Here is a 26,163-nt window from a genome sequence, read left to right as displayed (position 1 = left end):
GTAAATAAACTGGGGATTAGAAGGATAAGCTGTAATGAAGAAATTAGTGAGATTGATAATTTGCATTATCATGTTGTCTCTAGTAATTCGAGCTGAGTGTGAACCTTACAGACAGGGACCATATCTTGAATCGGATATGGGTTACGAGGTTCAGCCAAATGTAAAGTGCGGCTATATCGACAAAACCGGTAAAATCGTAATCTCTGCAAACTACGGATGGGCCGAAACGTTTCATGATGGCCTCGCCGTAATCAAGACCGGTGGTTTGTATAATTCCAAATCAGGTTTTATCGATAAGACCGGTAAAGTCGTAATTCCAACTAAATTCGATAGCGCTCAAAAGTTTTCAGAGGGTCTTGCAGCAGTAGCAACCAACCAGATCGACACGGGTTTCATAGATAAGACAGGAATATTTATTATCAAGCCTCAGTTCTTTAGAGCCGGAGATTTCTCGGATGGGCTGGCTCGTGTGACTTTTGAGGCTATTCCTGAGAACTGGGGGTTCATAGATAAAGCCGGCAATATGATTATAGAACCTCAATACATCAATGCAGGTGATTTTTCAGAGGGTCTTGCCCCTGTGATGACAGGTAATCTCTTGACCGGCAAGTGGGGTTTTATAGATAAGTCGGGCAAGATGGTAATAGAACCTCAATTCTATGATGCAAAACCCTTTTCTGAAGGTTTAGCGCTAGTCCGGCTCAGCTTTGAATCCTTTAAAATGAAATGGGCATACATCGACAAGACAGGCAAAATCGTTATCGGGCCAAAGGAAGGTGGTTTCGCCAGCAGCTTCTCAGAGGGCCTTGCATCAATTGATGGTCCCGATGGCAGAGAGTATTTCGACAAGAGTGGGAAAATTGTGCTGAAGAATAGCTGCTTGCAGATGCGCAAGCTGTCGATAACCGGCGATTTTCATGAAGACCTTGCCCAGGCTAAAATCGGATCGAGGAATTTATTTGTCGACAAGACAGGGAAAGAGGTGCTGGGTCCGCTTCCTTATAAACAGGTATTCGATTTCTCGGAAGGCCTGGCAGTTGTCATAATGCCTGACAAGCCCAAAGGGAAGTATGGATACATCAATAAAAACGGCAAGGTTATAACAAAGCAGAAATATGATCAGGTTGGTGTTGCTTGCGAAGGACTTGCGCCTGTACGAATGGGAGATGAAATAACCGGCAAGTGGGGCTTTATCGATAACACGGGCAAACTTGTTATAAAGCCACAGTTCGATGTCGTTGGGAAGTGCTCGGAGGGGCTTATACCAGTAGGCTACGGTGATTTCTATGTAGGCACTTGGGGTTATATAGATAAAAAGGGAAAAACGGTTATCAAGCCTCAGTTCGATAATGCCGCTGAGTTTCATGAAGGCCTTGCCTGGGTCAGCATCGACGAAAAAGATGGCTATATAAACCATAAGGGAGAATTTGTCATTCCTCCTAAACTCAAAAACACTCAGGTTCCAGGCTTCTCTTTCTCTGATGGGCTGGCTGTTTTCGGAGTTGATACAAAGAAGAATGTGCTTGTTACAGAAGAGTTGGCACAGTACAGAATACTTATGGATCCCAACTCTCCTCTGAAAGCGGGCGATTATTTCGAGATGGAGGATATAAACTACGGCTACATCGATAAATCCGGCAAAATTGTCATAGAGCCTCGGTTTGATGATGCAACCCCTTTTTCAGAAGGGCTGGCCGCTGTTGAAATCGATGACAAGTATGGTTATATCGACAAAACAGGTAAATGGGTGATCGAGCCTCAATTCGACAAAGCCGAAGGGTTTTATGGAGGTCGTGCTTTAGTAAATCTTGGCTCTATTAATGATAATAATGCATTTATCGACAAAACCGGTAAGATTGTGATTCCTCCCAATTTTGAGCTTCCGTACTCCGATTCGGGCTATTTCTGCGATAGCCTTATGCCTATGATGCCAGAAGAACTCCGTGACAAGTTCATTTGGGGCTATATGGACAAGAACGGCAAAACCGTAATAAAACCTAAATTCGCTTTCGCCCGTGAATTCAGTGATGGCCTCGCCGCTGTGAGAGTAGGAAATAAGTGGGGCTATATAAACTCAAAAGGCCATATGGTTATAAAACCGCAATATGACGGAGCCGGTGATTTCTCCTGCGGCATAGCCGGGGTAGCCTGGGAAAAATAGGAGGGTAGATATGAGACTTTTTATTGTCCTAGCAGTTGTGATTCTTCTTAATCTATCAGCAGCAATAGCGTCTGATAATCCTCCACTTTTTCCCGTTGATGTAAAAGGAAAGTGGGGCTACATAGACAAGAACGGTCATATTGTTATCAAACCCCAATATAACTGTGCTGATTATTTCTATGAAGGGCTGGCTGTCGTAGGCACTGGTCATGGTGACTCTAGGAAGTTCGGCTGCATAGATAAAGCCGGTAACATAGTGATCGAACTTAAATATTCTCAGATATTTGAATTTTCCGAAGGACTCGCAGCGGTACAGATTGGGGATCAGCGCATGGGAAAGTGGGGATATCTGGATAAAACTGGAAAAATGGTCATTCCTGCTACTTATGATTTCGCCAATTCTTTCTATGATGGGCTGGCCGTAGTAGTAGCAGGTAATGCATGGAATGGCTACAGCATATATATAGACAAGAACGGACATCAGGCAATTAACAACAAATTTGAGTGCGCAGGTCCATTTTCGGAAGGATTAGCCGGTGTTATGGAATTCGACAAGGCATGGAAAGCAGGATATATCGATAAAACTGGCACGTATGTTATAGAAGGGCTAGGTTCCGAGCCGGATAAATTCTCAGAAGGATTAGCGCAATTTGAAGAATCAGGGACACGGAATCACGGATTTATCGACAAAACTGGAATGAGAGTAATTGCACCACAATTTGAAAGCGCAGACGACTTCTCGGAAGGTTTAGCTGTTATCAGTAAAGACTGGAAGGATGGCTATATTGACAAAGCTGGCAAGATAGTTATAGACGCAAAATTTGATAATGCTGAATCTTTTTCAGAAGGGCTCGCTGTAGTTGAGATCACAAAAAAAGATGCCTCTCCTATATTTAAGCAAGGGCAAAATATGCCGACTTTTCCCGGAAGACACGGCTACATTGATAAGACAGGCAAGATAGTGATTCAGCCTCAGTTCTATGAAGCAGAAGAATTTAAAGATAGCTTAGCCCGTGTTTGGATTGTTGACCCTGAATTTGGCGGAAAGCCATGCTACATAGATCGAACAGGAAAGTTGGTTTGGAACGGAGAGGAGAATCATCACTAGAAACCGATGCATTCACAACCACTCTACCATATAAATAAGATATCCCCATCCTTGCAGATACTGTTGTTGTAGCCACCAATGCATTTTGTATACCTGGGAACATACCTGCTGAAAATACCGTCTACCATATAAAGCACTTTGTGTAACAAAGTATATTATTAACCCTGTTCCAAAGGAACAGGAGCAGGAGGTTCCCTATGAAACGTCATGCTTGTTGCTTTCCTAGAGGTAAAGAAATGCTGAAGACCCTGGCAGCTTTAACGTTTGCATTTTGTATTTGGTTGCCTAGTGTTCACTTTTTCTTCTCACCCCGTGTTTCCAGATATCGACCTGCTCATGGTATCTCTGCACCGGCGCGGGAACTTGCTGCGGCTCAAATAGCCATGTGGTCCAACCCAACAGTCCGAGCACGAGAATTGGGCAAAATGCGAGCCGCCAATCCCGAGTGGGATTTCATGAGCCGCACCTACACTGTACTCTCTCTCGCAAATATGGCACTGCGTGATCCTTCGTATAAAAGGACGGCCTGCAAAGTCATGGATACAATCATAGATGACACGTTGAGACTTGAGAGGAAGCACAGCTTTTATTACTTCATGCTTCCCTACGGGCGTGAAGGGCACTGGACCGTCAATCCTCCGCGAAGCATTTTTGTAGACGGTGAGATTGCCATGATGCTTGCATCCAGGAGGATGGTTGAGGAGAAGCCAGCATATAAGCCACTGCTCCAAAATCGCATTAGCAATATGACCGTTCAAATGTCGAAAAGCCCGGTCCTATCGGCTGAGAGTTATCCAAATGAATGCTGGCTTTTCTGCAACACCATCGCACTAGCCTCGATTAGGATGGCGGATGTGCTTGACGGAACCGATCATTCTGAGTTTTTAGCATCCTGGCTTCGCCTAGCTAAAGCAAAGCTGATAGACCGAAAGACCGGCATTTTGATCTCGGCATTTAGTGTGAACGGCCAACCAGCCGAGTGCGGATTCGGTGCTGAGGGATCTTCTATATGGATGGCCTGCAATATGCTGCAGATCGTGGATGATGATTTCGCCCATCAACAATACCGACTCGCGAAAAAGGCGCTCAGCGCCAATGTGCTGAGGTTTGGATATGCTCGAGAGTGGCCGCGCGGCAATAACGGCAGTCTGGACATAGACTCCGGGCCGATAGCCCCACTTCTAAATATCAGTCCAAGCTCGACCGGGTTGGCTGCGATTGGAGCTGCCGCATTTGATGATGATGACTACTTCCGCGGCATATTCGCCTCAATTGAGATAGGAGCTCTGCCGGTAAAGCATGACGGTCAACTCAGATATTGTGCGAGCAATCAGGTAGGAGATGCCGTAATACTCTATGCTATGACGGAGGGACCACTATGGAACGCTGTGCTTGCAAGACTTCACTAATAACAAAATGTCTAAATACCATAGAGAAGGGACGAAGCATTACACAACTGGACAGATGGCATGTGCGAAAGGAACTTCTGAAACGAGCTATTTGGCTCTCAATCATCTACGGCGTGGCGCAGATCTTGGGATTCAGGGAGTGGACTTTAGCGCTGTTGCAAGGCGCAGTTGCCAGCCCTATGGAGCGGATCGGCTGTATGACCTATCTATTCCTTTACGGAAGCTTTATCTTTCTCGTCCCAACACTTGTGATAACAACTATACTGCTCACCATCTGGGAATGGCTTGGCCGAATTATCGCTGAGAAATGGAATCGCCATTCTGGTCGGAAAATATGAGGAGACTACCATGAAAGTCAAGTTCATCATTCCGGTGTTGTCGGATGGCCTTTACCTCTACACTCTGAATTTTGCCTGAGTTGCTATCTTATAATTAAAGTTGCTATAAAAACAGCTAACCCGGATTATGCGTCTCCCGCATAATCCGGGTTCCGAGAGCATTATTCTCACTCCTTGTAAATAATGCGTAAAAACGAACTCATCCACGCTCAGAAATCCGAATTTCACGCTCAGTTCGTTCCGGCATATTTGCAGAAAATACCCTATGCCCTATGCCTACGCGGATGGCTGTCCATCTATTTCGTCGGCCACTTTGTCTGTATCATAGTCCGCCACAATCTGCCCGTCTTCCACCATCACTATCCTCTCAGCCTCCTGCGCCAGGCGGTCATCATGCGTGACCAGCATAAACGCTATGCCGAGTTGAGAGTTGAGGTCGCGGAGCATGTCAAAGACCAGTGCGCCGTTCTGGCTGTCGAGGTTGCCGGTGGGCTCATCTGCCAGGATCAGCCTGGGACGGTTGGCCAGCGCCCGCACTATGGCCGCACGCTGCTGCTGACCACCGGAGAGTTGGGTTGGGCGGCACTTCATGCGCTCCGCCAGACCCACACGCGCCAGCAGGTGCCTTACCCACTCCAGCTCGTCCTTAGTGGGCGAGCCTTTGCGGATCGACAGCGGCATCAGCGCATTCTCCAGCACGGTGAACTCGTTCAAGAGGTAGTGGAACTGGAAGATAAAGCCTATGGTATCGCCCCGCAGGGCTGCCAGACCCTCATCGTCCAGTGTCGAGGTGTTGCAGCCGTCTATTATGACGTGCCCGGAGGTGGGTCTATCCAGTGCACCGATCATGTTGAGCATCGTGCTCTTGCCTGAACCCGATGCGCCGACCACTGCCACAAACTCGCCCGGCTCAACGCTGAAGTTGACACCACGAAGAGCCATGGTCCCCACTCCGTCACCGTATATCTTGACCAGGTCTATGGCCTGCACCACACTATCCACGCCTTATAGCCTCCACAGGGTCGAGTTTTGAGGCGCGCATCGCGGGGACCACACTGCTCAGCAGCCCCACGATGACCGCCACGGCTGATGCCAGCAGCACATACTTGATGTCCCAGTTCATAGGCACGATAGTCGCCTGCCTGCCGCCGAAGGTCTCGCCGGGAACCTGGATATTGGTCGCCAGGAAGCAGAGCCCCGTCCCGATCCCCGAACCCAGGATCGCGCCGCCTACTCCGATGCCCAGACCCTCGAGCATGAATATCTTCTGGACCTGGCGGGCGGTTGCGCCCATACTTTTGAGGATGCCTATGTCGCGTGCCTTCTGGACCACGAACACTATCATCACACTGGCGACCCCGAACGCCGATGCGAGCAGCGTCATGCCCTGAATGATAGCGGCGGCGGTATTCTGTGCGCGAAGGGTGTCTAGGAAGGCCTTGTTGGACTCCATCCAGCTGGAGACCATCAGCGGCGAGAAGCCTCTTATCTCATCGGCTATGCGCCTAGCGTCGAAAAGCCCCCTGCCGCGCACGTTAAGGGTGGTGACGTCCTTGCCTATGTTGAACATGGCCTGTGCCGCAGGCAGACCCGTATAGACCCAGGACTCGTTGGCCTGGTCGATCCCCATGTCGAAGATGCAGGCCACCCTGAAGGTCTGGATGATCCCCTGGTCCGAGACGAGTCTGATACGGCTGCCCAGCTTTGCGCCGATATCGTCGGCGAGCTTGACGCCTATGGCGGCGTTCTGGCTGTCGACGGCGTTGAAATCACCCTCGACTACCCTGTTTTTGAGCGAGAGGACCTTGATCTGCTCAGACGGAACCACGCCTATGATGATCGCACCCATGGTCTTGGCTCCGCGACTCACGAAACCGCTGCCCTCGGCTGAGGGTGCGACCCCGGATACATCCGGCAGAGCACGGATCGTGCGGCATACCCGCTGCCACTGCGAAATTTTGCGCTTCTGGGTGGACATCTTCTCGATCTTGGTGACGACCATGCCGCCCACCCCACCCTGGCCTGGAACCTGCCACAGCGGCTTGGCTCCCGGTGTGGCAGCCTCGACACTGACATGCGGAATCGAGCCGACAACGTCCTCGATTAGACCTATCTGTAGGCCGTTGATCAGAGAAGAGAGAAAGACCACCAGCAGCACACCCACCGCCACTGCGCCGACAGTAAGCTCGGTCTGGCCATGGCTGGTCAGCAGGTGCCGCCATGCGACCCTGAGTTCAAATTTACCCAACTAGCGCCTCCGGTTCGGCTTGATATCAGAGTATGCAGTGACATTATCTGCGTTGCGGACCACCTGTTCGCCGTCCCTCAAATCGCCAGTGACGACCACACCCGCACTGCCTACTGCACCAGCAGTCACTCGCACCGGCACAGCCCTGCCATGCCTGACCACGAACACCGCCGAACCGCCGCCATGGCGGGTCAGAGTATCTGCAGGAAGTATGATCCGTCGAGCCGACTTCTCGGTAATTATGTTCACGTCCACTGTGAGGTCCGGCCTGAGCCAGGTCGCATGGCTAGTCGGAGTGAGCAGTATCTGGATTGTGCCGCGCTCTGGGTTGACCTTCGAGCCGAGATCGGTCACCACTGCGCTCAGTTCGCGCCCTGGAAATGCGTCGGCAGTCACAATCGCTTTCTGGCCGACTGCCAGAGCGCTTAGGTTTTCTTCATCCGTCTCCACTTCTATAAGCGGCCTGGTCATCTCATGAAGGACCACAAGCTTCTGACCCGGCGAGATCGACTGGCCTTGCTCGACCGGAATGTCAGCCACCACACCGCTGAACGGCGCTTTCAGCTCGGACTTGGAAGACACATCCAGTGAGCGCCGATATTCGGCTCGCGCCTGACTGACATTCGCTCTTGCGGCAGTTACCTCTTCACGCCGTGGCTGGGAGAGCAGCGTGTTCAGACGCTCTCTTGCCGCAGCAACGTTCGTGTCACGGCTGGCTTTTGCCTCGGCCAGAGCCGCGTTTGCCTCGGCTATCTCATCCGAGGTCGCGCCCTCCTTGAGCAGGCTCACGCGGGACTTCTGCGCATCGACACTCGACCGGGAAGTGTCGAGATTGGTCTTAGCGTCATCGAGCTGAGACTGAGCTACCGCGCCCTGCTTGACCAGTTTTTCCAGACGTTTGTAGTCGAGCTGCGCTTTAGAGAAAATATCCTGCCTGCGCTGGAGTTCTGAATTCGCCTCTGCTATCTCTTGAGACCTGGGACCGCGCTTAACAGTCCTGAGTTTGGCCTGAGCCTGAGCAATCCTTGCCTGACCGACAGACTGCGCCTGCGCAAGGTTCGCCCTTGCCTCGCGTATCTCTGACGGAAGCGGACCACGGCTTGCACGGGCGAGTTCGGCGTTCGCACTATCCAGACCCGCTAATGCGGCATCGGCACTCGCCCTGAGTTCAGGCTGTGAAAGCGACAGGATCGGTGTGCCCGCACTGACACGGTCACCCTCCTTGACGTATATACTGCTGATGACACCCGAGGTGTCCATCCCCAGGTCGGCAACTCGATTGCCCCGAACCTTGCCCGTCGCGCCGATGGTCTCGGTGGTGGTCACAGTCTTCACCCCTGCCACATTCACAGGATGCGGCAGCGCGACATATTCATACAAGGCAAATGATATGGACAGGACTATGGCCAGTTGAACAAGCCGCTTCCACCGCTTGGCAAGAAAGCTCTTGATTTTCTGTGACCTGTCCGGTGGGCATGGTGGGGTATCTTCCGGTGGATATGGCTCAGGATGTCGATACTCCGAGCGGTGCGGCATCTCTTTCAATTCGCTTGGTGTCATATTTTTTCCTTAAAACAGCTGAGAGCAGAGAGTCGAGGGCAAAGAGCCCGGAACTGCCGGTATTTTGTAATTCGCAGACGTATTGAATACGAACTCTGCGTCCATAATAGTTCGATACGGGCGCAGGTTATACTTTATATTTTACAGATGTCGACGTATCGACACAAGCTGGCAGGCGTTTATCCGTGGAAGCCACAAGGCTCGACAGGAGGGACGCCCTCCCGGCTCATCAATCAGCAAATGCTTCACAAAAAATCTGGCTGTCCCATAAATGTGCATCCGGGGAAAGATTTCCAGGACGATCAGCAGATCAGCATTGTGTTTTTGTCATTTCCGCAAAAGCGGAAATCCAGACACTTAAGCCATATTGCAGTGCAGCGTTCTGGATCCCCGATCAGGTCGGGAATGACATTGGTTGGACACTCAGTGCTATTTCTCAATCTCAAGCATCGGATATCTTGATTGTGGTTGTTACTTTGCATTAAGATCAAGCATCTATTCCACTGAGAACGTTTTTAAGGAATCACTATGAAGCCGGAATTGCCAACCGTACATACCGATCTGATTGTCAGATGCCAGAGAGGTGATGAGCAAGCGTTCAATGATCTATATAACCTCTACGGACAGATGGTGTGGAGGCTGTGCGCACGTATGACTATCAGCGTAACCGATGCGGAAGACATGGCTCAGGAGGTATGGATTCAAGTGTGGAAACAGATTGGAACATACCGGTGTGAGTCCGCTTTCTCCACTTGGCTGTACAAGGTAACGACAAACATCTGCCTACAGCAGTTGAGAAAGCAAAAACGTGAATTGGTGTGCAGTATAGATGATATGGATCAAATCACTACAACATGCGGTAATCCTGTTGAGTGCATTAACAAAGAGTCGGTTGACTCTGAGATTACAAAGCTGCCTGAATTGCTCCGGCTGCCACTGATACTTCGTGTTTACGAAAATCTCAGCTACGCTGAAATCGCCGATATCCTGGATTGCACTACAGCCGCAGTTAAGATGAGGATATCACGTGCAAGGATGGCGCTTGCCAAGACACTGGAGGTAAATATCAAATGACATGCGAGCACTACATTGAGATGATATCTGCCGGTATTGATGACGAGCTTACTGATGTCGAGGTGACAGAGCTTGAGGATCATCTCAGAACCTGCTCTGAGTGCCGGAAGTTACAGAGCCGGGTGCAGAATCAAAATGCTGAAATGTCAGATAAGGGAGTTCCTCCGATGCCGGAGACACTGCGTGCAAATATCAGGCAAAAGCTGATGCTCACCAAGCCTAAGCCACATGCTCATATCTGGTATGTAGATGACCCATTCAGAATGATAATACCTGCAAAAAAAGAGAATAAGCCCCTTGTGATGAGTCCGTGGGGACGCGCGATATAGGAGATAAAGACCATGTTTAAGTTTCCTGAGTATGAGCCTGAAATCAGCATTACCGCTGTTGCCAATGATGATCTTGAGATCGAGTGCACAGACAATATGGGGCACTTCATCCCGCTCCATTTGGGCGGAGAGGGTGAGTTTGCGTTTTATGATTACCCCAAAGAACAACCCAATAATGGGAAGCTGGTATTCACGGGCGCCCATCTGGGAAGAGTGACACGCAGAATACGAGTGGATGACTTTGAGATATTGGAGGTCGAGGCTCGCTATCGCGAGGGGCATTCGGATTATCCCAAAGAACGGTCATTCTGGAACCATATTATCAGTGAAGGATCACTCAAGGGCATGGTGGAGATAGAGACACCGGATGCCGGGGTGTGGGCATATAAGTCCGGCACCACTACACCAAAGCCAAGACTGCTTAAGCCAGGTCTTGAAATAACCGGACATGAACCTGTATATACAATAGGAACTGAGCCGGAATATGTGGAGGAATGGGTAATGAGCGTCGGCGGTGTCCATTCTGTGAGAATTGGGTCAAAAGAATACCGATGTCTTCAGGTTACTTGGGCCAACCCAAATGGAAAAAGGCAGACTGCTGTGCAGTTTTATGTAGCTGATAACGGCAGGACAGTATTCTCTATGAGATACAACGGCCCGACATATCCGGGTTATGAGGACCTGGCGGGACATCCTGAAATTGAATATCGGGGTATCACTTGGCGGCACTGGTACGACTCCATCCCGGATATTGCTCTGATTGTTGGGCTATAAGAACAACCATAGAACAAATACACACTGCGGGCGAAGCATTTGCAGCTAGATTTCAAAGGCCAATCAAATGCGACAGGCAAATGCTTCACACCTGCCACAAGGCTCGGCAGGAGCCTCGCCCTCCCGGCTCATCAGTCGGCAGATACTTCAGCCCTACATCTGTCGCTGCCTGATTTGTTTGACTATAACCTCTTAGCCGTGTATACTAAGCCAGCTCAAATATATATGAGGATTCCAAAATGCCCGAAGAGAGCATGGAACAAAAGCTGGAGAGAATAGAAAGGCTGGCCAGAGTGGCCAGCGAATTTGATGCCGATAGCCTGGAAGAATTGCTGCTCAAGATTAAAGATAACGACAGTGATGTTCGCTCACTCGCTGCCGCTAGACTACGGAACCTCGAAGACACACGCGCAATTCCGGGACTGATCGAGTTGCTGAACGATCAATCCCCCAGAGTGCGAGCGATGGCTGCTATCGGGCTCGGCCATTATAAAGCTGTGGAAGCAAGAGACTTACTGATAGGTCGTGCCAAAGCAGATGAAGTCGGCGATGTACGGGCTATGTGTGTAAATAGCTTGAGTGATATTGGCGGCGCGGACGAAGTAATCATACAAGCACTAGACGACCCCGACTGGCATGTCAAGACGTCAGCCGCAGTCGTACTGGGCAGGAATGGTACATCGGGTGCTGCGGAAAAGATCGACAAACTGCTTGATGACACAAACTGGAGTGTTAGGTATTTCGCGAGTATGGCTCTCATGGACTTGAGCGCTGTAAGTCCGAGGGTTATAGACGCGCTCGAAAGCCTGCGTGATATACCGGAAGCACTGGACACACTGAAATGGTTCGCTGAGTCCGATATTTACTTTAAGATTTTGGAAAAGTATCCTGACGATATTGATGCGCTAGAAGAAGATGTGGAAGACGCACTAAATATCCTAAGACAAAAACACGGCAGCAAAGAAGTACCTATTCCACCCAAAGATCCTCTTGAGAAGCTTATTGCACAGGCCAGTATCATGGTTGGTAAGTAACAGTCCGTTTGCAACATCAGTCGCGGATGAAGCATTTGCGGCGAAATTTCAAAAGCCTGCCGGATGTGATCGGCAAATGCTTCAGCCCTACTGGTATACGGACGGCGGAGGATCGCGTAAAAATATCGGAGGAATGGTTCAAAGCAGATTCCTCGGCTTCGCTCGGAATGACTGAATTTGATACGATTTATAGTTTTGCAATCGGCTCCCTGTTGCCTATTACCTGTTGCCTATTTCCTATTTCCTATTACCTGATTTTTTGACTTTTAGACCTCCTACACGTATACTCAACCATGATGGTGACAAGATATACTATGATTGAAGAAATAAAAGAAGCACTCAGATATAAAGACCTGCTCAAGCAGTTGGTGATACGTGACCTTAAAGTGCGATACAAAAACTCAGTGCTCGGGTTCTTTTGGTCGCTCGTCAACCCGCTGGTGCAGGTGGCGACCATCACTATCGTGGTCAAATATATTATGCGGCTGGATATACCTAACTATTCGGCGTATCTGCTGGTGGGTTATTTGCCATGGGTCTTCTTTCAGATGGCACTGCTCGACTCCAGTCAGGTCATTTTGACTCACCGCGACCTGCTCAGGAAAGTCTATTTTCCAAGAGAAATGCTGCCGCTGTCGGTGGTGGCCGCAAATGTGATACACTTCGTGTTGGCGCTCGCCGTCTTTTTCGCGTATCTGCTCTTTTATCGCTTTTTCCTGCATGGCGCACCAATTGCCTATACTGTGGCCTGGCTGCCTGTATTGATACTGCTGGAGAGCCTGCTGTTGGTCGGGCTGACATTCGTGGTATCGAGCTTGAACGTGTTTTTTGAGGACACGAAGTATGTGCTGACTGTCCTGTTGAATGTGCTCTTTTACCTGACGCCGGTGATGTATGTTTCCGAACTGGTCTATGCAAGTCTGCCGGGGGCGCACCGCACGCTGCTCTATAAGCTCTATCTGCTGCTGCCGATGAATACGCTGACTGAAGCATACAGAAAGACACTGCTGCCTCCGTTCAAAAGCTCGAATTTACACAGTGTGCCGCTGGATTATGGTATGCTGGGTGTGTGCGCGGTAATATGCATACTTGTGGCTATCGGGGGATATGCTTACTTCAACGCCCGCAAATGGGTGTTCGCGGAGCGTATATGATGAAACCGGCAATACAACTGACCGGCATAACCAAAGCATTCGAGCTGTCCGTAGGAAAACCCGGTTCGCTGAAGTCGGCACTCATATCATTCAAACGGACACCTACACAAAAACTCCTCGCGATCAAAGATTTGAACATGACAGTGGACCATGGAGAGACCGTGGCGGTCATAGGCAAAAACGGCTCAGGAAAAAGCACGCTGCTGAGAATAATAGGCAGAGTCTATAAACCGACCACCGGGTCGGTTGAAGTGGACGGGAGAATGTCGACTATGCTCGACCTGGGAGCAGGGTTTCACCCGGATCTGACGGGCCGCGAAAATATATTCTTCAGCGCCGCCGTAATGGGGCTTTCCACTGCACAGATAAAGGGCAGGATCGACCGGATCATCGACTTTTCGGAACTCAACGACTTCATTGACTCGCCCATAAGAACATACTCGGCGGGTATGCTGATGCGCCTCGGGTTCGCCATAGCTGTCGAGACCGACCCAGATATACTCCTTATTGACGAAGTTCTGGCCGTGGGCGATGCCGCATTTCAGGAGAAGTGTTATGAGCGCATAGACTCATTCAAAGCAGATAAAAAAACCATTGTATTTGTTACTCATGACCTGGATGCGGCAAGGAAAGTGGCTACACGCACGATATGGTTCGATAAAGGCGAGGTGCGGGCGGACGGTGACACGAATGAGGTGATCGACGCTTATCTGTCTACTGTGCCTGCGCATCAGCACAGCGCTTCGGGTCGCTAAAAACTGTTTCATAAATTTATGGAGAATGGATGATGAAGATACTCTTGATACACGGTCCTAACCTGAATATGCTCGGCGAAAGAGAGCCGGGGGTATATGGGACTGAGACTATCGATATGATAAATGAGCGCTGTATGACACTCGCCAAAGAACTCAATATCGAACTGGAGATAAAACAGTCCAACCACGAAGGCGAGATTATCGACATGATCCAGGCTGCAGGCAAGAGCGCCAAAGGAATCGTGATAAACCCAGGGGCGTTCACGCACTACAGCATCGCAATACGCGATGCGCTGGCGGCTGTGAAACTGCCCGTCGTTGAAGTCCATCTCTCGAACATCCACGCAAGAGAAGAATTCCGCCACACCTCCGTCATCGCGCCAGTGGCGACCGGGCAGATTTGTGGGTTCGGCAAAGAAAGCTACCTGTTGGGCATCAGAGCGGTTGTGGAGTTGATTAGAAATGCATAGCGTGAGGTTGGCTGGAATACGTAATCAGATGAGCGCAAAGAACCTGGAAGTCATGCTCATCACGAATATGCAAAATATTTTCTACCTTAGCGGATTCACAGGGTCGACCGCCGCTATGGTAATAACTGCAGATAAATCATATATCCTCGTTGACCCGAGATACTCCATCCAGGCTCGGAGTGAGTGTAAAGACTCTGAGGTGAGGGATTATACGCGGATCGCTGCTGTTGTTGCTGCGGCCTCGCTTATTAAAGAGCTTAACGCGAAGTCTGTTGGTTATGAGGCGGATAATCTGGTGATCTCGTCGTTCGGTAAACTCAGGCGCGCGTTGGGACCAGGGATCAAATCTCGCTCGACAACAGGTATGGTTGAAAAAATACGCAGAATCAAAGACCCGGACGAACTGGCGCTCATCCGACACGCCTGCTCGATTGTCGACACAACCTTTGAGAAGATCATCCAAGAGATCAGACCGGGGATGACCGAGAATGAGATTGCGCTCTTTATAGACACCAATATGCGCAAGCTCGGAGCCGAGCACGAAGGTTTCTCCACCATAGCGGCTGCAGGACCAAACTCGGCATGCCCACACCACAGCCCGACTGACGCTATGCTCAAGACCGGCCAATTCCTTAAGATGGACTATGGCGCGCAGTATATGCGGTATAACTCAGACATCACGCGCACCATCTTTTTCGGCAAACCCACTGCGAAGCATCGCGAGGTCTATCAGACAGTGTTGGACGCTCAGATGAAGGCTATCGAATCGATTGCGCCAGGTAAGAACTGCCGCGACATAGATGCTGTCGCACGTGAATATATCGCCTCCAAAGGCTATGGCGATAATTTCGGGCATGGGCTTGGGCACTCGCTCGGGATTGACGTCCATGAAGAGCCGCGGTTCTCACCGACATGCGATGTGGTGCTTGAGCCAGGGATGGTGATGACTGTGGAACCAGGCATCTACATCGAAGGCTGGGCCGGTGTGCGCATAGAAGACGATGTGCTGGTAACCGATACCGGCTGTGAAGTGCTCACAAGTGCTAATAAAGAATTGATCTGCATATAGAGGTTGAATCCCCAAAATGTGCGTGCGGTAAAAGACTCCACCGAACAATCAAGAAACTGTTGGCGACACAAGTGGGTGAAGCATTTGCGTCCGCACTTGATGGGACTACACAAAGCATTCGGCAAATGCTTCACCCCTACAAACTCGGTACAAATATGCTACGCATAATGGCATGTCATGTGGCCACTTGCCCGGTTCGGTGGTTTGCATATGAGGGATGGAATCCCTTGAAGTGTGCGGTCGGGGAAAGATTCCACGGACAATCAAGATTAAGTCTTCGGCATCACCATTAAGCCGTATGCCTGACCACTAAACATTAGGTTAAAAGCAGATTCCTCACATTCGTTCGGAATGACTGTGATTGACACGCTTGAGATAATCAATACAAAATATCAATTACTAAATCAGTTGCCCCCTCACCCCAACCCTCTCCCCCAGGAGAGGGTGCAGAACGCTTATTGTTGCCTATTACCTATTGCCTGTTACCTACACTAAAAATTGATCTTGTGTCTGCGCATGCTCACTCCCTCCAGCAGGCCAACACCCATCATATTTGCCATCAGACTGCTGCCGCCGTAGCTGAACATCGGCAGAGGCACACCCGTCACCGGCATAATACCTATGGTCATGCCTATATTGACTACTATATGGAACAGGAACATGCCCGTCACGCCCGCGGCAATAGCGCGGCCTGTGAGGTCCTCCGTCACATTCATAATCACCAGTGCGCGCCAGATCAGGGCAAAATATAGAGCGACCAGACCCGCCGCGCCTATAAATCCTGTCTCCTCGCCGACGACTGTGAATATAAAGTCGGTGTGCTGCTCGGGAATAAAGTGAAGCTCGCGCTGGGTGCCCTTCAAAAAACCCTTGCCGCTGAGCTTACCCGAACCTATTGCGATTCGAGACTGGGTCACATGATATCCACTGCCGCGTGGGTCCGCCGCAGGGTTGATGAAAGTAATCACCCGCATCTTCTGGTAATCCTTCATAACCCCAGGGATGTTCCAAGCTGCCAGAACCAATATTATCCCTACGCCGATAAATAGCAGGATGTTCTTGATATCCGTGCCCATTACGAAAGTCATCGTCAGCCAGATTGCGATCAGCACAAGGCTGGTGCCCAAATCCGGCTGCTTAAAAATCAAGAGCATCGGAACCGCCAGATAAATAAATGACTTCGCGAAGACGCTTAGTGAACGGATCTGTTCTCTGCGCTCGACCAAAAATACAGCCAGCGCTATTATCAAAATGATCTTCGCAAACTCAGATGGCTGAATCCTCATCGTACCATACCCTATCCAGCGCTGCGCACCCTTGGATGCATGACCTGTCACAAGCACTGCCGCAAGCATCAGCAGATTTATGACGTATAACTTGCCGGCATAACGATGATATAAGCTCGTGTCTATCGAAGCCATTAAAGCTGCAGCCGCTAACCCCATTACCGCCCATATAATCTGGCGCTCTACATATCCCGTGCCCAAAGTGCCGCCGCGGCTCGCGCTGTATATCATCACACAGCTGAACGCAACTATGGCCAGAGTTATTAGCAGCAGCGAAAAATCGAAATTCTTTACGTGCCTGCTGTCGACTATTCCATCTATGCCGTCAATCATCTGATCCGATCCTGCGGGGAACATCCGCAATATATTTATGCGTCCATATATGTAGTCTCGCAATTCATGTCCCAACATATTATAATTGAATTACCGCAACCCAACAATGGAGGTAACTGCTCAGAAATCATGAGTACATACCGCACATGTCATTCCGAGCGAAGCGAGGAATCTGCTTTTTAAGCGTAGTAAACAGCAGATTCCTCGTCGTTCCTCCTCGGAATGACGGGGCACGATAAGTTGTACTCATAAAGAGTGAGCAGTTACCAATGGAGATGTTATGACTCGAAAAATCCTTCTAGCCGGGTTTATATTTCTTTTGCTCCAAACTATTGCATACACTCAGCCTGCCGAGTTCCAGGTTGTAAAAATGGACAACGGCCTGACAATCATACTCCAGGAAGACCATGCGGTCGAACTGGTGGGGGTCGACGTTTGGGTCAAGGCAGGATCAGCTATGGAGAGCGCCGATGTCAATGGTATCTCGCACATGATTGAGCACCTAGTGTTCGGTTCCACAAAGAAATTCAAGCAGGGCGAGATGGACCTTGAAATGGAAAGCCTGGGAGCTACGCTAGACGCTCATACGTCACGGGACTGGGCGCACTTCTCTACTACCGTTTCATCGCGCTATCTGCCCAAGGCGTTGGATATTATGGCGGATATGGTGACGGGCGCGCAGTTCGATCAGAAAGAACTCGACCGTGAGCGGCTTATTGTTACCGACGAGATAATAAAAAAACAGACCAAGCCCTTCGATGTATGCAAAGACTATCTGGCTAAGGAGCTGTACGGCAGCCATCCGTATTCACAGCCTATAGAAGGCATCGAAGAGACTGTAGCCAAAATCACACAACAGCAGATTGTCGATCATTATCAAAGTCTGTATACAGCGCCGAACATGGCTGTGGTGCTGGTCGGTGATATTGACAGCCCACAGGCTATATCCGAAATAGGCAGGGCATTTCAGGCTCTGCCGAAAACGCCCGCGCCGAATCAAACACCCATCGAAGTATCATCGCCCGACGCGCAAATATATAAGACATTCAAAGCGCCATATAAATATGATTATCTGGCGATTGCATTTATGGGTCCGTCGGCAGACAATTTCGCGGATGTGTGCACAATGGATGTGTTGATGACTTACATCGGCTATGGTCGATGGAACTGGATGCAGGACGAACTTTCAAAGAAAATGAAACTGGCCGATGAGACGTCGGCTGACTTTCTTACTCAGAAATACCCTTCTATGATATCTCTTGTCGCTGCAACAACGGACGTAAACACAACCAGCGCAAAAAATGCGATATTCACAAAGATAGACGAGATCAGGCAGCAAGGTATATCGGCTGGGAACCTGGTTATGGCTCAGAGAGAAGTCCTTGGAGACTATGCTTTTCAGAATGAGACATATGGAGGCAGAGCCAACACCGCAGGCTTCTATTTTGCAGTATCCGATGTTCAGTTTGCCGGCAAATATATAGACGGCGTGCAAGCAGTAACCAACGATGACATTATAAGAGTGGCACGTAAGTATCTCGACCCGGCACAAGCTGTGGTTATCGTGCTGGGACCGGATGGTGGAGGGACGAACGATTGAGCATAATAGGAAACAGAAAAAAAGCAGATTTTTCGTCGTTCCTCGCGGGGATGAATGTTGTTGGGCACTCTATCAGTCGGATAGTCGTGCTGCCGTTAATCCTCGTCTTGCTAATCACATCCGGTGTATACGCACAGCAGGACGGCGGCAACCCTAAAATCGTTAAAAAAGTGTTGGATAACGGCCTGACACTCATAATCAAACCTGAACCCGGCAGCGGAATCGTGGCGGTTGTGGCGATGGTGAAGGCCGGAGCCGCTCAGGAGACTATTCAGACCGCAGGAATCGGCAGCTTTGTCGCACAGATGGTCCTTACCAGCACTCGAATGAGTTCGGCTGAAGACGTGGCGGCGATAGCTGACCAGGTCGGAGGCAATTTGGGAGCGGCATGGAACCCTGATTTTACTGAGATCAGAGCAGTCACCACATCGGCCATGTTCAATCGCGCAATGTCCCTGATCGGCGAATGCCTCACGGAAGCGAATTTTGAAAACAAGTGGATCGAGGAAGTCAGAGCTGCTATGCTCCGTCGGGTAAATACTAACAGTGACGACCTCTTCGAGAACACATATTTCGATCTGAGACAACTGCTCTACGAAGACAATGGCTACAGACGCCCGAATGCGGGCTTTGCGAGAACTTTTCGACTTGCTACCGGATATGACCTGGAAAAGTTTTACAAGACATATTATGTGCCGAACAATATTGTAATCTCCATTGCAGGCGATGTTACATATGACCACGCGCTGGATCGGGTCGAGAAGGCTTTTGCGGGTGTTCCGCCGGGCAAGCTGCCGGGCAGCCACGCCATGGTGGATGAGTCTCTCGACAGATGCAAATATCATGCGTCTGAAGTCGAACTGGGAGCGGCGTATCTGATGCTTGGGTGGCTGGCACCAGGAGTCGGATCCACTGATTATCCGGCGGTTTCGGTGCTGGCGAATGCCCTGGGTGGAGGAAAAGGCTCGATTATGTTCACCCAGCTTCGACAAAAACGGGGAATGGGTTACGACCTTGGGGTTATGTATCCGAAACTCAAATATCAGAGTCACTTGATGGCGTATATAATCACCGATCCGTTTAAGTTTTCCCTTGCGTCTATGAGCGCGCAGATTGTGGTCGACGACATAAAAAACGCACTGCTGGAACAAATCAACACGCTCAAAACCACACCGCTCGACACTAAAGACCTTGAACGCGCAAAAGGTTATACCATCGGCAAATATAACCTCTCTCACCAGCATTTGCTGGACAGGGCATTCGACCTGGCATGGTTTGAGGCACTGGGAGTCGGTTACGATATGTACAGCCGCTACCCGGACGATGTGGAAAAAGTATCCGCTGAAGACGTGCAGCGGGCTGCAAATAAATACTTCACCAACTATGCAGCGGAACTGCTGCTGCCGAATGGCAAATCTGAGACGACCTCGGGAGAGTAGGAACAGTCAATGAGCGCAATACTCGGCATGCCCACTCTGATCGAACTGCAGAGCCTGGATGAGACAATTGAGCTGTGTCTTAAACTCGGGCTTTCGTTCATTGAACTGAACATGAACATGCCGTCGTATTGCCCGGAAGAGCTTGATGCAGGCACGCTGCGTGAATATACAACGCAGACAGGCATCAACTTTTCACTCCATTTGCCCGAGGATATCGACCTTGCGTCTTTCCAACCGACAGTGAGAGCAGGATACATGAAATGCTGCAAAGATGCCCTCGCATGGGCATCAGAGGCAGGCATCAAGCTGGTCAACATCCATATGAACTCAGGCGTACACTTCAGTCTGCCGGACCAAAAAGTCTATATCTATGACCGCTATTTCGACCGGTTTCAGACAGCGTTTGCCGAGTCTATATGTGAAATTGCCGATATCGGAAAAAGACTTGGGATTGCAGTTTGCCTGGAGAATGTGGGCAACTATAGTCTTGAATTTGTCGGCAAAACGGTTCATGACATTCTCAACCATAAAAATGTCTATCTGACATGGGATGTCGGGCATGACGCTGAGGCAGGATTTGCCGATCGTGACGTCATACTCGAGCACTCGGGCAGCATTCGTCATATGCACCTCCACGATTGGAAGGGTGCCGGCAGCCATCAGATACTCTACACCGGCAAATTGGATATAGACGGCATGCTGGACTTTGCCGGCAAGAAAAACCTGAGTGTGGTCATCGAGGTCAAGACTGCTGAGGCTCTGGCACAATCGATTGAATCTATGCGCAAACGTCACACTAACAAGGACTAGGGCTACTCGGCTGGGATTAGGGGCAGGTTGAACCTAGACCATTCCCATCCGTTCCCGGCCGAACGGACATAGATCGAGCAGGACACATATCTCACACTTGGGAGTCGGAGCCTTGCACACTGCCCGGCCATGAGCCACTATCAGGTGGTTGAAGTGAGTATATTCCGCCTCGGGAAGTATCTCGCGAAGCTCGAACTCGATCTTGGTCGGGTCACCGTTATCAGTAAACCCGAGCCGCTTGGTGACTCTCTTCACATGTGTGTCGACTATGATAGCAGGCTTGCCGTATGCGTCACCGACTATGAGATTCGCTGTTTTGCGCCCTACCCCGCTCAGATTTGTCAGTTCATCTATTGTCTCAGGCACTTTGCCGTCATAATCGCCGATGATCTCCCTTGCAGACGCAATGATCGCCTTCGCCTTATTTCTGAAGAAACCTGTCGCCTTTACCATCTGCTCAAGCTCGTCCTGATCGGCATTGGCGAAGGCCTCCACATTTGGATACTTCTTAAGAAGCTCGGGAGTTACCATATTCACGCGCTCGTCCGTGCATTGGGCAGCCAGAATAGCCGCTACCATGAGCTGGTGTGGAGTCTGGTAATCCAGAGTGCACTTTGCATCGGGATATTCCTTTTTGAGTATCTCGATTATCTTGGGCGCACGCTCTTTTTTCTCTTCTAACGTCATTATGAATGGCACCTTATAAACGCTGCGAATGACCGGTCATAGGTCTTTTCGACCTCGGGCGGAAAACAGCATGCGGGAAGTTCGTTCATTCTCAAGTGATATTGAAGGCACTCGCAGCACTTGCCATGCTTGGAGCAGCCGGAATATGTGCAGTTGCAGTGCTTGGAGTTTTCGCTTGATCTTTCACAGGCCATATTGTTCCTCCGGTCGTCGGTTGTCAGTCGGCAGTCAGCGGTCACTATATGCGATCAGCCATCCCGACATAGACATGATTCTAGGTGAAATTGAGAGGAACGTCAACTTGAAATATAGCTCAGGTTAACGAATAACAAATATGGCTCGGCGGGAGCCTCGCCCTCCCAACTCGCTAAGAAGACGTCAGCGAATTTCGGACATGCGGCGTGCCATCTCTTTTGAAGATACGAAGCCGACTATCCTGGCTGACTTTACCTCTTTGCCGGAACTGTCGAAGAAGATAACAGTGGGAAAACCCTGCACTCCATACCTCTTCACTGCACCAAGCATGATGGGGTCGCTTTGGTCGGTGCCGTCCACGCGGAACTTGTCGAACCTGGTGGCTGCACTTATCACCTTGGAATCGCTGAACGGACCATGTTCCAGCTCTTTGCAGACGCCACACCATTTGGCTGTGAAGTCGAGCATTGATGGCTTGCCGGATTTAGCGGCAGACTCGATGGATATCGGCTTGTATGGCTGCCAGTTCATATTCTTTGGTGGCTGAGAGCCGGGCATGGCCATCACCACTGCAGCAGCTACAGCAGCAACACAGCCGACTTTTGCCAGCGCGGCGACATGCTTGCCGGTTTTGAGTGATTTTTCAAACCACCCAAGATATATCGCGGCTACCAGTATGACCAGCGGCAGCAGCAGATCGCCTATTGAACCAGGAACGATCGGCTTGACAAAATATGCCGCGGCACCCAGCATCAGGAACCCCGCAATCTTCTTTACGGCTACCATCCACATTCCAGGCACGGGCATCTTCGCCGAAAATGCAGCCAGGAAAAAGAGAGGTGTGCCTAGCCCAAGAGCGAGCGCAAAAAATAGAATAAAACCCATCAATGGGCTGCCGAGTTTGGCCACATATAAGAGCAGTCCAAGCACTACAGGGCCAACGCATGGAGCCGCAACAATGCCGAATACCAGTCCCATCATCAATGCGCCGAGCACGCCGTCTTTGCCGGAGGACCTGTTTGCTATGAATGCCGGAGGTTTTAGCTCGTATAAACCGAACATGGATAATGACAATAAGACAAGAAGCGCAGCTATTCCTATAATGACAGTCGGACTTTGCATGGCTGAGCCGAATACGCCGCCTGTGGTCGCCGCTACGGCTCCGAGGACTGAATATGTAAGAGCAAGACCCAGGACGTATGTCCCGGCAAGTTTCATTACTCTGGAATTACTCGACCCCACCTGGCTGCCGAAATAGCCCACGGTGATCGGTATCATTGGATATACGCACGGAGTGAATGCAAGCAGCAGACCCAGACCAAAGAGCATGGCAAGGCGAAGTGGAATGCCCGCTGACTCCAGTTTGCCGGCCATTTTGCCCGCTTCGTCACCGGTGCCCGCGGTGGGCTTAATCACCGCGGACCCGAAGACGTTCTTATTGATCGACTTGGCCTTCTCACCAGGCTTGGCAACGTTTACTTTTGCTTTTGCCTCGCTGGTCTGAGGAGGATAACACTGATTGCCGCCGCACGCTTGAGTCTCCAGTTTTGATATAATCGTGATGGCTCCGGGCTTTACGCTCTTGGCGACCTTACCCTTGATTTTTATCACGAACTTGCCTTCGTATACCGAAACTTTCTCTTTCGGTGCGGACGGGAAAGCTTTGCGCTCGGCTTTGGGCCACTTTGGCTCGGCGAACGTGACACCCTTGGGCGCACTGATCGTCAGCTTTGCCGGATAGAGCGCATCTTTGTCGTGGGACCCGACGTGGAATCCCTTCTTGACCGTCGCCACAACCGCAAGCTCGAATGTGCCGCCGGGTTGGAGCTTGTCCTTTGACAGCACGATCTTGCTCGTCACGATCGGTTCGGACTTGCCGAATTGGGCAAATGCCGCTCCGGTTAAGGTCAAGATTGCGATAATTGAGATAACGATGAACCTGTATGTGCGCATATCACTTTTGATTTTACCAAGATATATGCTCTGCGTCACGCAAACGAGCAAATTAATGTGGAAATAAATCTACGTCGAGTTTTTACTCGACACTCAGCATTACGCAATTTGTGACTTTATGGGTTCCGACTTTGTGGACAAGAACAATAATCAATACAATATACTAAATACTAAATCAGGTGGGTTATGGGTTATCGGAACGAACGTAATATTGGCAGGTTTGTGGTGCATGAGCATCACGCGAGTCACCTCCACTTCGACCTGAGACTTGAAATGGACGGAGTGCTCAAAAGCTGGGCGATCCCCAAGGGTCCATCAATGAATCCTGCTGAAAAACGACTCGCGGTTATGGTCGAGGATCACCCGCTGGAATATATCGGCTTCCGTGGTGAAATTGCTGAGGGCAGCTATGGCGCGGGCAAGGTCGAAATATGGGACAGCGGAACGTATGAGGTCAAGGACGGTGGTCTCGACAAAGGCAAGCTCGTATTTGAAATGATGGGCACGAAACTAAAAGGAGCCTTCACCCTGGTCAAGCTTAGAGGAAATCAAAAGCAGTGGCTGATGATTAAAGGGCGTGATGAGTTTGCTGAGCCTGACTGGAAGCTGGAGCAGGTTTTGCCGGGCGGAGGCCGAAGAGACAAATGAGGACTGGAAATTTTTGGCGGACTGACAAAACTCGACATCCAGCCCGCGAAAGAATTATATAAGACCCAAAACATAAAGCCGACCGTGCTGATGACGGTCGGCGCGTACACTGCCAAATCTCAAGTCGCAATTATGCCCAGTTCCACGGCTCTCTTGAAAGCCTGAAACCGATTCGATACACCCAGCTTGGTGTAAGCCCTAGCCAGGTGGAAGTCTACCGTCCTCTTGCTGACTGCAAGGGTCTCGGCAACCTCATTCGAGCACTTTCCATCGAATATAAGCCTGAGAATCTCACGTTCTCTTTCGGTAAGCTTGGTTAACTCATCCACATCTGCGGCGTTTATAGTCCGCTCAGTGCTCTCCATTCCTCCAATGCCTCCCTCTCAAGTTTCAAAGTAGGTCTCCAGCCAATTGCGTGTCACAGCCGTCCGCATCTTCTTCAAGGCTCGTGCCTCGAGTTGGCGGACACGCTCCCGTGTGATATTTAGCTGCTCGCCTATCTCTTGCAGAGTTGAGGTCATCCCGTCTGCCAGTCCGAAACGCTTTTCGATTATCAGCTTCTCCTGTGGACTTAGCCAAGACATAAGTTGGTTCAATACTTCAAGACCCTCCTTATGCAGCGCATCGTCCTCAGGATTGGACGCCTGAGCGTCATTCAGCCGTTCGAGAAGCGACGTGTTGTTGTCGTCCTTCATTCCCTCGTCCAGCGAAACGAGTGCCTCTGACGCCTCGAGCAAACGTAGAATCTTCTCCCGTGATAACTGCGTCCGCTCGCACAACTCCTCCACCGTCGGCTCTCTCCCAAATTGACTCGTAAAAGAAGAACCTATCTTGTGGAGCTTTCTAATTGATTGCACTACATAGCTCGGCACCCTGATCGCGCGGCCCTGCCGCTCTATCGCACGCGTAATTGCCTGACGAATCCAGGCAACCGCGTAGGTGCTGAACCTGAACCCCTTCTCCGGATCGAAAGAGTCCACCGCCTTGATTAAACCTATATTGCCCTCTTGAATGAGATCGGGCAGCGGAAGCCCAGAGCGTGAGTATACCTTCGCCACACTTACGACCAGCTTGAGATTGCTCTCGATCAGCTTGCGCTTAGCTGCATCGTTGCCGGACTTGGCACCCCGTGCCAGATCACGTTCTTCATCAGCCCCCAATAAAGGCCAACGGCCGATCCGACTTAAATACATGTCCATCGAATCGCCTACTTCAGAAGCTACGGGCAGCGCTTCCTCTTTTTCGGGCTCTGTCAAATCGAGCATATTGCCCCTCATCGACAAGCCTCCTTCCTCCAACTACCTCATAACAGGGACATCGACATAGACTTCCGTCTCTGGCCTGTCATCGCCGGCACATCACCATAAGGTATTGCGCCCAACTTATATGTCGCTGCCTGCCCGCCATTTGACCGACCCATAGGTCAGTCAACTCACATAGTGTTCATCCTGCCAGCATCAACTCCAAATTGTTCGAACTTCCGTGTCGATCAAGCCCACCATTACGGCAAACTGACATTTCGTCCCGGGTCTTTGCCCGGCACTAATACTATACAATTGACCGTATAAGACAGATCAGGTCTAAATTTATTGCGGAATATTATTCGGCGGACTTGTGCCGCGCGGAAATTGTGGATTATGGCACTCATGCGCCACATGGTTTACTACGACAAAACCACCGGGCCATCCTCTGTCTTTTTTTTAACCCGGATTATGCGCTTACCGCATAG

Annotated in this window: 24 protein-coding genes; 15 read left to right on the top strand and 9 right to left on the bottom strand. The window is 50.3% G+C overall.

Annotated features, from left to right (window positions below):
- The first annotated feature begins 34 nt into the window (after positions 1-34).
- The 3 genes from LLG46_07975 to LLG46_07965 all read left to right on the top strand — a co-directional run bounded on the left by LLG46_07975 (position 35) and on the right by LLG46_07965 (position 4,678).
- Positions 35-2,161 carry a WG repeat-containing protein gene (locus LLG46_07975; protein MCE5323238.1) on the top strand — a complete coding sequence of 709 codons (2,127 nt, stop codon included), beginning with the start codon at positions 35-37 and terminating at the stop codon, positions 2,159-2,161.
- 10 nt (positions 2,162-2,171) lie between these two features.
- Positions 2,172-3,269 (top strand): WG repeat-containing protein, encoded by a 1,098-nt coding sequence (locus tag LLG46_07970; protein MCE5323237.1) that lies wholly within the window; start codon positions 2,172-2,174, stop codon positions 3,267-3,269.
- Between the two features lie 425 nt (positions 3,270-3,694).
- Positions 3,695-4,678, top strand: coding sequence for a hypothetical protein (locus LLG46_07965; GenBank protein ID MCE5323236.1), 984 nt, complete (start codon positions 3,695-3,697; stop codon positions 4,676-4,678).
- A gap of 614 nt (positions 4,679-5,292) precedes the next feature.
- Here the strand turns inward: LLG46_07965 and LLG46_07960 are convergent.
- Genes LLG46_07960 through LLG46_07950 form a run of 3 tightly spaced genes read right to left on the bottom strand, consistent with a single transcriptional unit; the run spans position 5,293 to position 8,824 of the window.
- Positions 5,293-6,018, bottom strand: a complete 726-nt coding sequence (locus LLG46_07960) for an ABC transporter ATP-binding protein (protein ID MCE5323235.1) — start codon at positions 6,016-6,018, stop codon at positions 5,293-5,295.
- Positions 6,011-7,264: an FtsX-like permease family protein gene (locus LLG46_07955; protein ID MCE5323234.1), complete on the bottom strand. Its 1,254-nt coding sequence runs from the start codon at positions 7,262-7,264 to the stop codon at positions 6,011-6,013. Before LLG46_07955 ends, LLG46_07960 begins: the two co-directional genes overlap by 8 nt.
- Entirely contained in the window at positions 7,265-8,824 is a 1,560-nt protein-coding gene (locus tag LLG46_07950; GenBank protein MCE5323233.1) for an efflux RND transporter periplasmic adaptor subunit, read from the bottom strand. It lies immediately after the preceding gene.
- A 528-nt stretch (positions 8,825-9,352) separates the two neighbouring features.
- On the opposite strand from LLG46_07950, the gene LLG46_07945 reads away from it, so the two are divergent.
- The 8 genes from LLG46_07945 (at position 9,353) to LLG46_07910 (ending at position 15,483) form a co-directional block, all read left to right on the top strand.
- Entirely contained in the window at positions 9,353-9,898 is a 546-nt protein-coding gene (locus tag LLG46_07945; protein MCE5323232.1) for an RNA polymerase sigma factor, read from the top strand.
- A complete protein-coding gene (locus LLG46_07940) occupies positions 9,895-10,227 on the top strand; it encodes a zf-HC2 domain-containing protein (GenBank protein ID MCE5323231.1) in 333 nt (110 codons plus the stop codon). The genes LLG46_07945 and LLG46_07940 overlap by 4 nt, the downstream gene beginning before the upstream one ends.
- 12 nt (positions 10,228-10,239) lie before the next feature.
- Positions 10,240-11,001 (top strand): hypothetical protein, encoded by a 762-nt coding sequence (locus tag LLG46_07935; protein ID MCE5323230.1) that lies wholly within the window; start codon positions 10,240-10,242, stop codon positions 10,999-11,001.
- Between the two features lie 239 nt (positions 11,002-11,240).
- Positions 11,241-12,035: a HEAT repeat domain-containing protein gene (locus tag LLG46_07930; protein ID MCE5323229.1), complete on the top strand. Its 795-nt coding sequence runs from the start codon at positions 11,241-11,243 to the stop codon at positions 12,033-12,035.
- A gap of 314 nt (positions 12,036-12,349) precedes the next feature.
- The gene (locus LLG46_07925; protein MCE5323228.1) at positions 12,350-13,189 is read left to right on the top strand and encodes an ABC transporter permease; all 840 of its coding nucleotides are present in this window, start codon (positions 12,350-12,352) and stop codon (positions 13,187-13,189) included.
- Positions 13,186-13,944, top strand: coding sequence for an ABC transporter ATP-binding protein (locus tag LLG46_07920; GenBank protein ID MCE5323227.1), 759 nt, complete (start codon positions 13,186-13,188; stop codon positions 13,942-13,944). The genes LLG46_07925 and LLG46_07920 overlap by 4 nt, the downstream gene beginning before the upstream one ends.
- A gap of 32 nt (positions 13,945-13,976) precedes the next feature.
- Entirely contained in the window at positions 13,977-14,414 is a 438-nt protein-coding gene (gene aroQ, locus LLG46_07915; GenBank protein ID MCE5323226.1) for a type II 3-dehydroquinate dehydratase, read from the top strand.
- A complete protein-coding gene (locus tag LLG46_07910; protein MCE5323225.1) occupies positions 14,407-15,483 on the top strand; it encodes a Xaa-Pro peptidase family protein in 1,077 nt (358 codons plus the stop codon). Before aroQ ends, LLG46_07910 begins: the two co-directional genes overlap by 8 nt.
- A gap of 491 nt (positions 15,484-15,974) precedes the next feature.
- Here LLG46_07910 and rodA read toward each other — a convergent pair whose 3' ends face one another.
- Entirely contained in the window at positions 15,975-17,102 is a 1,128-nt protein-coding gene (gene rodA, locus LLG46_07905; protein MCE5323224.1) for a rod shape-determining protein RodA, read from the bottom strand.
- A 280-nt stretch (positions 17,103-17,382) separates the two neighbouring features.
- On the opposite strand from rodA, the gene LLG46_07900 reads away from it, so the two are divergent.
- Genes LLG46_07900 through LLG46_07890 form a run of 3 tightly spaced genes read left to right on the top strand, consistent with a single transcriptional unit; the run spans position 17,383 to position 20,951 of the window.
- Positions 17,383-18,702 carry an insulinase family protein gene (locus tag LLG46_07900; protein ID MCE5323223.1) on the top strand — a complete coding sequence of 440 codons (1,320 nt, stop codon included), beginning with the start codon at positions 17,383-17,385 and terminating at the stop codon, positions 18,700-18,702.
- Positions 18,699-20,141: an insulinase family protein gene (locus LLG46_07895; GenBank protein MCE5323222.1), complete on the top strand. Its 1,443-nt coding sequence runs from the start codon at positions 18,699-18,701 to the stop codon at positions 20,139-20,141. The genes LLG46_07900 and LLG46_07895 overlap by 4 nt, the downstream gene beginning before the upstream one ends.
- A 9-nt stretch (positions 20,142-20,150) precedes the next feature.
- Entirely contained in the window at positions 20,151-20,951 is an 801-nt protein-coding gene (locus LLG46_07890; protein MCE5323221.1) for a sugar phosphate isomerase/epimerase, read from the top strand.
- Positions 20,952-20,984: 33 nt separating this feature from the next.
- On the opposite strand, the gene nth is transcribed toward LLG46_07890, so the two are convergent.
- From nth to LLG46_07875, 3 genes are all read right to left on the bottom strand, one after another.
- Entirely contained in the window at positions 20,985-21,638 is a 654-nt protein-coding gene (gene nth / locus LLG46_07885; protein ID MCE5323220.1) for an endonuclease III, read from the bottom strand.
- Positions 21,638-21,832 carry a DUF6485 family protein gene (locus tag LLG46_07880; GenBank protein MCE5323219.1) on the bottom strand — a complete coding sequence of 65 codons (195 nt, stop codon included), beginning with the start codon at positions 21,830-21,832 and terminating at the stop codon, positions 21,638-21,640. The genes nth and LLG46_07880 overlap by 1 nt, the downstream gene beginning before the upstream one ends.
- Before the next feature lie 184 nt (positions 21,833-22,016).
- The gene (locus LLG46_07875) at positions 22,017-23,825 is read right to left on the bottom strand and encodes a thioredoxin fold domain-containing protein (protein MCE5323218.1); all 1,809 of its coding nucleotides are present in this window, start codon (positions 23,823-23,825) and stop codon (positions 22,017-22,019) included.
- 147 nt (positions 23,826-23,972) lie between these two features.
- Here LLG46_07875 and LLG46_07870 point away from each other — a divergent pair, with 147 nt between their 5' ends.
- Positions 23,973-24,434, top strand: a complete 462-nt coding sequence (locus tag LLG46_07870; protein ID MCE5323217.1) for a 3'-phosphoesterase — start codon at positions 23,973-23,975, stop codon at positions 24,432-24,434.
- 119 nt (positions 24,435-24,553) lie between these two features.
- Here the strand turns inward: LLG46_07870 and LLG46_07865 are convergent, their stop codons facing one another.
- Together LLG46_07865 and LLG46_07860 are read right to left on the bottom strand one after the other, a co-directional pair.
- Positions 24,554-24,799, bottom strand: a complete 246-nt coding sequence (locus tag LLG46_07865; GenBank protein MCE5323216.1) for a helix-turn-helix transcriptional regulator — start codon at positions 24,797-24,799, stop codon at positions 24,554-24,556.
- An 18-nt stretch (positions 24,800-24,817) separates the two neighbouring features.
- Positions 24,818-25,699 (bottom strand): RNA polymerase sigma factor RpoD/SigA, encoded by an 882-nt coding sequence (locus tag LLG46_07860; GenBank protein MCE5323215.1) that lies wholly within the window; start codon positions 25,697-25,699, stop codon positions 24,818-24,820.
- Positions 25,700-26,163: the final 464 nt, after the last annotated feature.

It is taken from the genome of bacterium (genome assembly GCA_021371935.1).
Classification (GTDB): domain Bacteria; phylum Armatimonadota; class UBA5829; order UBA5829; family UBA5829; genus UBA5829.
The sequence above is the reverse complement of the archived record's forward strand: the minus strand, read 5'-3'. Positions and strand labels throughout refer to the sequence as shown.

Coding starts and splice junctions, on each gene's coding strand:
- LLG46_07975 (MCE5323238.1), top strand. CDS start 35: ATGAAGAAATTAGTGAGATTGATAATTTGCATTATCATGTTGTCTCTA.
- LLG46_07970 (MCE5323237.1), top strand. CDS start 2,172: ATGAGACTTTTTATTGTCCTAGCAGTTGTGATTCTTCTTAATCTATCA.
- LLG46_07965 (MCE5323236.1), top strand. CDS start 3,695: ATGCGAGCCGCCAATCCCGAGTGGGATTTCATGAGCCGCACCTACACT.
- LLG46_07950 (MCE5323233.1), bottom strand. CDS start 8,824: ATGACACCAAGCGAATTGAAAGAGATGCCGCACCGCTCGGAGTATCGA.
- LLG46_07945 (MCE5323232.1), top strand. CDS start 9,353: ATGAAGCCGGAATTGCCAACCGTACATACCGATCTGATTGTCAGATGC.
- LLG46_07940 (MCE5323231.1), top strand. CDS start 9,895: ATGACATGCGAGCACTACATTGAGATGATATCTGCCGGTATTGATGAC.
- LLG46_07935 (MCE5323230.1), top strand. CDS start 10,240: ATGTTTAAGTTTCCTGAGTATGAGCCTGAAATCAGCATTACCGCTGTT.
- LLG46_07930 (MCE5323229.1), top strand. CDS start 11,241: ATGCCCGAAGAGAGCATGGAACAAAAGCTGGAGAGAATAGAAAGGCTG.
- LLG46_07925 (MCE5323228.1), top strand. CDS start 12,350: ATGATTGAAGAAATAAAAGAAGCACTCAGATATAAAGACCTGCTCAAG.
- LLG46_07920 (MCE5323227.1), top strand. CDS start 13,186: ATGATGAAACCGGCAATACAACTGACCGGCATAACCAAAGCATTCGAG.
- aroQ (MCE5323226.1), top strand. CDS start 13,977: ATGAAGATACTCTTGATACACGGTCCTAACCTGAATATGCTCGGCGAA.
- LLG46_07910 (MCE5323225.1), top strand. CDS start 14,407: ATGCATAGCGTGAGGTTGGCTGGAATACGTAATCAGATGAGCGCAAAG.
- rodA (MCE5323224.1), bottom strand. CDS start 17,102: ATGATTGACGGCATAGATGGAATAGTCGACAGCAGGCACGTAAAGAAT.
- LLG46_07900 (MCE5323223.1), top strand. CDS start 17,383: ATGACTCGAAAAATCCTTCTAGCCGGGTTTATATTTCTTTTGCTCCAA.
- LLG46_07890 (MCE5323221.1), top strand. CDS start 20,151: ATGAGCGCAATACTCGGCATGCCCACTCTGATCGAACTGCAGAGCCTG.
- nth (MCE5323220.1), bottom strand. CDS start 21,638: ATGACGTTAGAAGAGAAAAAAGAGCGTGCGCCCAAGATAATCGAGATA.
- LLG46_07880 (MCE5323219.1), bottom strand. CDS start 21,832: ATGGCCTGTGAAAGATCAAGCGAAAACTCCAAGCACTGCAACTGCACA.
- LLG46_07870 (MCE5323217.1), top strand. CDS start 23,973: ATGGGTTATCGGAACGAACGTAATATTGGCAGGTTTGTGGTGCATGAG.
- LLG46_07865 (MCE5323216.1), bottom strand. CDS start 24,799: ATGGAGAGCACTGAGCGGACTATAAACGCCGCAGATGTGGATGAGTTA.
- LLG46_07860 (MCE5323215.1), bottom strand. CDS start 25,699: ATGCTCGATTTGACAGAGCCCGAAAAAGAGGAAGCGCTGCCCGTAGCT.